This window comes from Pseudomonas caricapapayae (assembly GCF_001400735.1).
Classification (GTDB): Bacteria; Pseudomonadota; Gammaproteobacteria; order Pseudomonadales; family Pseudomonadaceae; genus Aquipseudomonas; species Aquipseudomonas caricapapayae.
Genome location: NZ_LJPW01000122.1, coordinates 1 through 7,662, shown reverse-complemented (window position 1 = coordinate 7,662; position 7,662 = coordinate 1). Strand labels below are relative to the sequence as shown.

Annotated in this window: 5 protein-coding genes; 4 read left to right on the top strand and 1 reads right to left on the bottom strand. The window is 60.6% G+C overall.

Annotation, left to right across the window (positions count from 1 at the left end; translation table 11 throughout):
• The 4 genes from ALO80_RS17100 to ALO80_RS17085 all read left to right on the top strand — a co-directional run.
• The coding region (locus ALO80_RS17100; protein ID WP_055009849.1) for a methyl-accepting chemotaxis protein at positions 1–1,433 on the top strand (1,433 nt) is incomplete at its 5' end.
• Between the two features lie 417 nt (positions 1,434–1,850).
• Positions 1,851–3,503, top strand: coding sequence for a Na/Pi cotransporter family protein (locus tag ALO80_RS17095; protein WP_055009848.1), 1,653 nt, complete (start codon positions 1,851–1,853; stop codon positions 3,501–3,503).
• A gap of 57 nt (positions 3,504–3,560) precedes the next feature.
• Positions 3,561–4,937, top strand: coding sequence for a M16 family metallopeptidase (locus ALO80_RS17090; RefSeq protein ID WP_055009847.1), 1,377 nt, complete (start codon positions 3,561–3,563; stop codon positions 4,935–4,937).
• A 96-nt stretch (positions 4,938–5,033) separates the two neighbouring features.
• Positions 5,034–6,248, top strand: a complete 1,215-nt coding sequence (locus ALO80_RS17085) for a DUF5924 family protein (RefSeq protein ID WP_055009846.1) — start codon at positions 5,034–5,036, stop codon at positions 6,246–6,248.
• Between the two features lie 4 nt (positions 6,249–6,252).
• Here ALO80_RS17085 and ALO80_RS17080 read toward each other — a convergent pair whose 3' ends face one another.
• Positions 6,253–7,494: a nucleoside recognition domain-containing protein gene (locus ALO80_RS17080; RefSeq protein ID WP_055009845.1), complete on the bottom strand. Its 1,242-nt coding sequence runs from the start codon at positions 7,492–7,494 to the stop codon at positions 6,253–6,255.
• Positions 7,495–7,662: the final 168 nt, after the last annotated feature.

Here is a 7,662-nt window from a genome sequence, read left to right as displayed (position 1 = left end):
GCTACTACATGACTCAATACAGCCCGGTTCGCGACAGCAGCGGCAAGATCATTGCGGCGCTGTTTGTAGGGTTCGATTACACCGATGCACAGAAAACCCAGTTCGATAACCTGAAGAGCTTCCGCATCGGCTCCACCGGCTCGCTGGCACTGCTGGACGAAAAAGGCACCTGGCTGGTGCCGCCGGCGGGCGTCAAGTCGCTGGACGGTGCCGCCAGATCGGTTGCCGATCTGGCCAGCAAACCGGGCAAGGCACAGTTCTGGAATGACCGCGATGACGACTACTACAGCGTTGGCCAGCCATTCGCCGGTGGTCCCTGGACAGTCATTGCCAGCATGCCGCGCGACGAAATCAGTGAAGTGACCTGGAACGTCGGCACGCAATTGGCCATCGGCAGCCTGCTGGCCATGTTGATCGCAGTCATCAGCGCGATCTGGCTGCTGCGCAGCAAGCTGCGTCCGCTGTCCGAACTGGTACGCCAGGCCGATGCACTGGGTGCGGGCGACCTGAGCGTACGCCTCAATGTGACCAGCAACGACGAGATCGGCCAACTGTCGGGCAGCTTCAACAAGATGAGCGAAGCACTGTCATCGATGGTGTCGCATATACGTACCGCAGCGCAGGAAGTCAGTACCCGCGCCCACGCGTTGTCCGGCCTGTCGGGTGGCGCCTACGAGGGCATGGAGCAACAGTCCGGAGAGATCACCAGCATGGCCGGCGCCGTCGAGGAGTTCAGCGCCACGTCGATGAACATTGCCGACAACATGAGCAATACCGAGCGTCTGGCGCAGGAAAATGCGCAGCAGACGCGCATCGGTCGTACGTCGATGGAAGAAGCGTCTTCATCGCTGCAACAGATCGCAACCTCGCTGAACAGCACGGCAACGGTCATCGACACGCTGGGCCAGCGCTCGCAGGAAATCGGCAGCATCGTCGGGGTGATTACCTCGATTGCCGACCAGACCAATCTGCTCGCGCTCAACGCCGCCATCGAGGCAGCGCGCGCTGGCGAACAAGGTCGCGGCTTTGCCGTGGTGGCTGATGAAGTCCGCAGCCTGGCCTCGCGTACACGTGAAGCCACAGACGAAATTTCCGGCATGATCGCCAGCATCCAGCAGGAAACCGGCAACGCCATCAGCACCATGCAACAGGGCAACACCCTGATGCAGGAAGGTCTGTCGCTCAACGCCAAGGTGGCCTCTGCACTGGCCCAGATCGACGAACAAAGCCGCTCGGCCGGTCACCAGTTCGCCGCCATCACCACGGCGACCCAGGAACAAAGCAGCACCGCCACCATGCTCAGCAGCAACCTGCAAAGCATCGCCATGGCCAACAGCGAACAGCGCCAGGTGATGTCCAACCTGGCGGTCACTGCCCAGGAGCTGAATGGGCTGGCGACTGAACTGCGTAACGAGGTTGACCGGTTCCGTTGATGGCTGCTGGAAGCCTCACGACTATCGCACCCATGCTCCGCGTGGGTATGCCTTTCTGGACGCTCTGCGTCCTCTCGTGAATAAGCGGTGTGGGGTAAATCCATGACGCAGAGCGTCACGAAGGCATTCCCACGCTGGAGCGTGCGGAACGATAATCCCAACTGTCGTGCCGAAGTTTTTCAGCCATCGTGCGACGCTCCGCGTCGCATGCTGTTCTGGACGCTTCGCGTCCGGTCTTGCGTTTGCGGTGCGGATTTATGACACTTTTATTTCAATGAACTCCACCCTGTGCGATGCTGGCACCAAGGCCGATGGCCGACTAAAAGCTTAGTAGAGCGTTACACACCATCCCCGCTCGCTACACGCTGCATCTTTCAATTCATCGCCTGAACGGGCAAACCTCAGGGGGCTTTCAGCATGCTGACCCTGCTCGATTTGCTATCTGCCGTCGCCCTGTTGATATGGGGCACGCATATCGTGCGCACTGGCATCCTTCGCGTTTACGGTGCCCAACTTCGTCGTTTACTCAGCCAGAACATGGCAAAACGACCCTTGGCGTTCATCGCCGGTATTCTGGTGACGGCCATGGTGCAGAGCAGCAATGCCACCGCCATGCTGGTGACATCATTCGTGGGTCAGGGGCTGATGACGCTCACACCGGCGCTGGTGATCATGCTCGGGGCCGATGTCGGCACTGCCTTGATGTCCCGCGTGCTGACGTTCGATCTGTCGTGGCTGTCGCCGCTGCTGATTTTCCTTGGCGTGGTGTTCTTTCTTTCCCGCAAGCAGACTCGTGCAGGCCAGTTGGGGCGGGTGGGCATTGGCCTGGGCCTGATCGTACTCGCCTTGCAACTGATCGTTGCGGCTGCCGCGCCGATCACCCAGGCGGCAGGGGTCAAAGTCCTGTTTGCCTCATTGACCGGCGACCTGTTGCTGGATGCACTGGTAGGCGCCATGTTTGCGCTGATCTCCTATTCCAGCCTGGCGGCGGTGTTGCTGACGGCCACACTGGCGGGCACCGAAGTCATCGGTTTGCCAGTCGCAATCGGCCTTGTGATCGGTGCCAACATCGGCAGCGGCCTGCTGGCGTTCCTCAGTACCAGCATGCAGAACGTTGCCGGGCGGCAGGTTGCGTTGGGTAGCCTGCTGTACAAGCTGTTCGGCCTGTTGCTGATCATCCCGGTGCTTGACCCGCTGGTTGCCTGGATCGACACGCTGGGCTTTCGTCCGCAGGAGTTGGTGATCGGCTTTCACCTGATCTACAACACGCTGCGCTGCCTGATCATGGTGCCTACCGTCAGCCAGATGGCGCGGTTGTGCGCGGCCTTGCTGCCCCGGCAGAACGAAGTCGGGGGTCTGGCCAAACCTCGCCATCTGGACCTGACCGCACTGTCGACACCCAGCCTCGCGCTGGCCAACGCCGTGCGCGAAACGCTGCGCATGGGCGATCTGATCGAAAGCATGCTGGGCTCGATGCTTGCGGTGCTGCACGGCACGCAGACCGCCGTCACTCAGGAAGTACGGCGTCTCAACGATGACGTGGAAGCACTCTACAGCGCGATCAAGCTTTACCTGGCGCAAATGCCGCGTGAAGACCTCGGCGAACACGATAACCGTCGCTGGGCCGAGATCATCGAGCTGACCATCAACCTGGAACTGGCCAGCGGCCTGATCGAGCGCATGCTGCGCAAGATCCAGCAGCAGAAGACTTCGCACCGTCGTTCCTTCTCCGAAGTGGGCCTTGAGGAACTCGCCGATCTGCAGATCCAGTTGCAGGCAAACCTGCGCCTGGGTCTCTCGGTATTCCTCAGCGGCGATGAGGAAAGTGCGCGCCAGTTACTGCGTGAAAAGCGGCGTTTCAGGGCCCAGGAGCGCCGTCTGGCACATGCACACGTCAGCCGTCTGCGGCAGAAAGTCGTGCAGAGTATCGAGACCAGTTCGCTGCACCTGGAGCTGATCGCCGACATGAAGCGCCTGAACTCGCTGTTTTGCAGCAGCGCCTATGTGGTGCTGGAAACCGCTGACACAGGAGCCCTGGCAAGCGAGGCCGAGCCCGAACGATCACTATGAACGTAAGGGCCGAGGTGAAGTCTGTTAAACATACCGGCCCGCCAGGAAAGCTGTTTTATGCGTTGCCTGCTGTTCGCTTGTCTGCTCCTCGGTTCACTCCCCTCGTTTGCCCTTGACCGCCTTCAGGTCGAGGGCTACCTGCTGCCCAATGGTTTGCAAGTTCTCCTCAAGCCCGGTTACGAAAAGGGTCACGTGGCCATACGGCTGGTGGTAGGCATCGGTTTCGATGACTTCCCCTGCCAGGACAAGGAACTGCCACATCTGCTCGAACACCTTCTGTTCAGCGGGGTTGATGACAGCGGGGAAGGCGGTCTGGAAGAGCGCATGCAGGCGCTGGGCGGCGAGTGGAACGCGTTCACCAGCAACACCGATACCACTTTCGTGATCGAGGCACCGGCGCGGAACCAGCGCAAGGTCCTCGACCTGTTGCTGGAGATCATGACCAGAACCGAGCTGAGCCAGGCTCGGCTGGATGGCGTCAAACGCGTGGTCGAGCGCGAAGATGGCGGACACTTCTCGCACTTGCAGCGCCTGCTTGACCGACGCGACTCCGGGCGCAGCGCCAGCAGCCAACTGGCAGTGGAACTGGGCCTGAAATGCGCTGAACGCCCTGAAGTGGATGGCATCAAGCTGGCGCATATCGAAGACGTGTTCGCCAACTGGTATGCGCCCAACAACATGACGCTGATTGTGGTCGGCGACCTGGACAAGCTGTTGCCGGCCTATCTGGAGCGCACCTACGGCAAGCTTGCGCCCACCGATCCGATCGATCACCCGCCGCTGGCGCAAGGTAACGCTTCGGCCGAGCCGCGACGCGAGCTTGAGCGTGGCGGGCTGGGTGAGAGTGCCAAGCTGCACCTGATCTATCCGGAGCCGCAGCTTGACGACCAGCACGACGAAACCTGGGACCTGGTCAAAGCCTATCTGGACTGGACGCTCTACACTGAGCTGCGCCTTAAACACAGTTTGTCCTACGGCCCTTCTGCAGAGCGTGAAGTGTTCGGCGATGTCGGATTCCTGAGCCTGAATGCCGACGTTGAACGGGACGATATCGACGAGGCCGAGCGAGACATTCGCAGTCTGGTCGAGCGTCTGCAAAAGGAAGGCATGCAGCCTGCGACGTTTGCGCGTCTGCAACAGCTCGCTATCGACCGGCAATCGTGGGCCACCCAAGGCAATAGTGCCCTGGCCGACTATTATTGGAGCGCGCTCAACGATTATGAAAACGGACGCTTTGACGACCCTGCCAAACGCATCAAAGCGGTGAAGCTGGAAAAGGCCGATCAGGCCATGCGCCAGTTGCTTGCCCAACCGGGCTACATGCGCATTGAAAAGCCCCTGTTCAGCTACGACGGCCTGTATTGGCTGATCGGCGGGTTACTGGGCCTCATCGTGTTGTTGGCCATGTGGCGCTGGCGTGTACGCAACAAATAGAATCCCGACGCCGAACTGCACCGCTGGTGCGGGCTCCGCGCTGCGTCTGTGACGCGGCACGGTTTTTTGTATGAACAGAACCGAGTGAACCACCGAATGTTTGACGTCAACCGCTACGTGACACCCGTGCTCAACTTGATGCAGCGCTATCCGGGGCTCATCGCAGCGTTTGGTTTCGTTTCCGGTATCGCCAGTTTTATTCTGGTCGATCGCCAGGCAGGGCTGGCAACCTGGATCGCGGTGGTGATGCTGATCAGCTGGCTGTGGCTGATGGTCGAAAATACCATGGTCGGGTTGCTCAACAAGGCGCTGGGACGCGAGATTCCGCAGGGTTTGCTGCGCTACGGCACGCAGATGATCCATCAGGAAAGCCTGTTCTTCGTGCTGCCGTTCTTTTTCATCACCACTACGTGGAACAGTGGTCAGGCGGTATTCACTGCGGTGCTCGGGGCCGCCGGGCTGATTTCGATCATTGACCCTCTCTACTACAAATGGCTGGCACCCAGGCGCTGGCTGTTCATGACGCTGCACACGCTGACGCTGTTCGCGGCACTGCTGACCGCGCTGCCGATCATCCTGCACCTGACCACTGCCGAGAGTTACAAACTGGCCCTGGGCGTGGCGATGCTGCTGTCGGCGCCCAGTCTGATGTCGAATTTCCCGCTCAACACCTGGCGCAGCGCACTGGCCGTGATCAGCATCATTCTGGCCATCGGCGCGGCAGGCTGGCTGCTGCGCTCCTGGGTACCGCCAGCGACCCTCTGGTTGACCGAAGTGGCAGTCAGCCCGGATTTCGATAACAAGAACCGTACGCCGGGCGACAGTATTTCGCTGATCAGCGCCAAACAGCTGCGCAATGGCGGTCTGTATGCGTACACCGCCATCAATGCGCCGCGCGGCCTGGATGAGCGTATCTACCATGTGTGGTGGCATGAAGGCGAAGAGATGGACCGGATCGCTCTGGACATCCACGGTGGACGCAAGGAAGGCTATCGCGCTTGGACACGCAAGCAGAACTTCCCGCAGGACGTGACAGGGCGCTGGCAGGTAAGGGTGTTGACCGAGGATGGCCAGATGATCGGCGTGCTGCGTTTTGTCGTCACCGACGATGATCAACCGGCAGTGAAGCGACCTACCGGGCGGATAATCAAGCTCAAACCGGGCGGCGACTCGGCAGAACAGACCACGCCTGAATCGCCCCCAGCCGATCAGCCGAAGCAGGGCGGTGCGCCCGCTGAGTCGGTGCCCGCTGAGTCGGCGCCCGCTGAATCGCCACCTGCTGAATCGGCGCCCCAGACTCCGGCGCAATAAGGCCTCAGGAAGCGGTCGCGCCGAAGAACCAGTAGCAGACGAAAATCGCCGCCACCACGCCGGAGAACTCGGCCAGCAGCGCGCAACCCACAGCATGGCGAGCGCGCTGAATGCCCACAGCCCCAAAATACACCGCCAGCACATAGAACGTGGTTTCAGTGCTGCCCTGAATCGTTGCCGCAGCCAATGCCGCGAAACTGTCCACGCCCTGGGTCTGCATGGTTTCGATCAACAGGGCCCGGGCGGCGCTGCCGGAGAAGGGTTTGACCATCGCGGTCGGCAGCGCATCGACGAAGCGTGTATCCAGCCCCAGCCATTGCACCAGATGCCGAATGCCTTCCAGACCAAAGTCCAGCGCGCCGGATGCGCGCAGCACGCCCACTGCGCAGAGCATGGCAACCAAGTAAGGTAACAGGCTCTTGGCGACGTCGAAGCCTTCCTTCGCACCTTCGACAAAGGCCTCATAGACCAGCACTTTGCGCAGCGAGCCGATGATCAGAAACATCATGATCAGGCCGAACAAGGTGAGGTTGCCCAGAATGGACGACAGTCCCGCCAGCGCCGCAGCTGAAAGCGTACCGAGAAAAGCCATGAAAGCGCCCAGAAGCAGGGCACCGGGGATAAGGTAGGCGAGCACCACCGGATCCCACAGGCGCAGACGCTGCATGAACGCTACCGATAACAGGCCGACAACGGTCGAGACGCTGGTGGCCAGCAGGATCGGCAGAAACACCAGGGTCGGGTCAGGGGCACCCTGCTGGGCTCGATACATGAAGATCGTCACCGGCAGCAACGTCAGGGATGAGGCGTTGAGCACCAGAAACAGAATCTGCGCGTTACTGGCCGCAGTCTTGCTCGGGTTGAGCTCCTGCAGCGAACGCATGGCCTTCAGACCGATAGGCGTAGCGGCGTTGTCGAGCCCCAGCGCATTGGCGGCGAAGTTGAGGGTGATCAGTCCCAACGCCGGATGGCCGGGAGGTACTTCCGGCATCAGACGCATAAACAGCGGGCCGAGCACCTTGGCCAGCCAGTCGACAATCCCCGCCTTCTCTGCAATGCGCAAAAAGCCCAGCCACAGGGTCAGTGTGCCGAACAGCAGAACCATGACCTCGACCGACAGCTTGGCCATGGCGAAGATACTTTCGACCATCGCCGCAAAAATGCCAGCGTTGCCACCGACCAGCCACTGCACCAGCGCGGAAACCGTCGCTACGACAAAAAAACCAAGCCACAGGCCATTGAGCATCGGATAAGTCCCTCACAAGATGCGGCGATGATAGCGGCCGGGTACGCTGGAGGGAAATCGGCACGGGCTGAGAGAATCACCGGAACGATAAGAACCTTGAGATGACTATCGTGCCGATGCTCTGCGTTGGCATGCAGTTCGTGACTGCTACTTTGATGGGGCCAAAGT

Excerpts from the sequence above, each read along its gene's own strand:
- ALO80_RS17085 (WP_055009846.1), top strand. The coding sequence starts at position 5,034 with ATGTTTGACGTCAACCGCTACGTGACACCCGTGCTCAACTTGATGCAG.
- ALO80_RS17080 (WP_055009845.1), bottom strand. The coding sequence starts at position 7,494 with ATGCTCAATGGCCTGTGGCTTGGTTTTTTTGTCGTAGCGACGGTTTCC.
- ALO80_RS17090 (WP_055009847.1), top strand. The coding sequence starts at position 3,561 with ATGCGTTGCCTGCTGTTCGCTTGTCTGCTCCTCGGTTCACTCCCCTCG.
- ALO80_RS17095 (WP_055009848.1), top strand. The coding sequence starts at position 1,851 with ATGCTGACCCTGCTCGATTTGCTATCTGCCGTCGCCCTGTTGATATGG.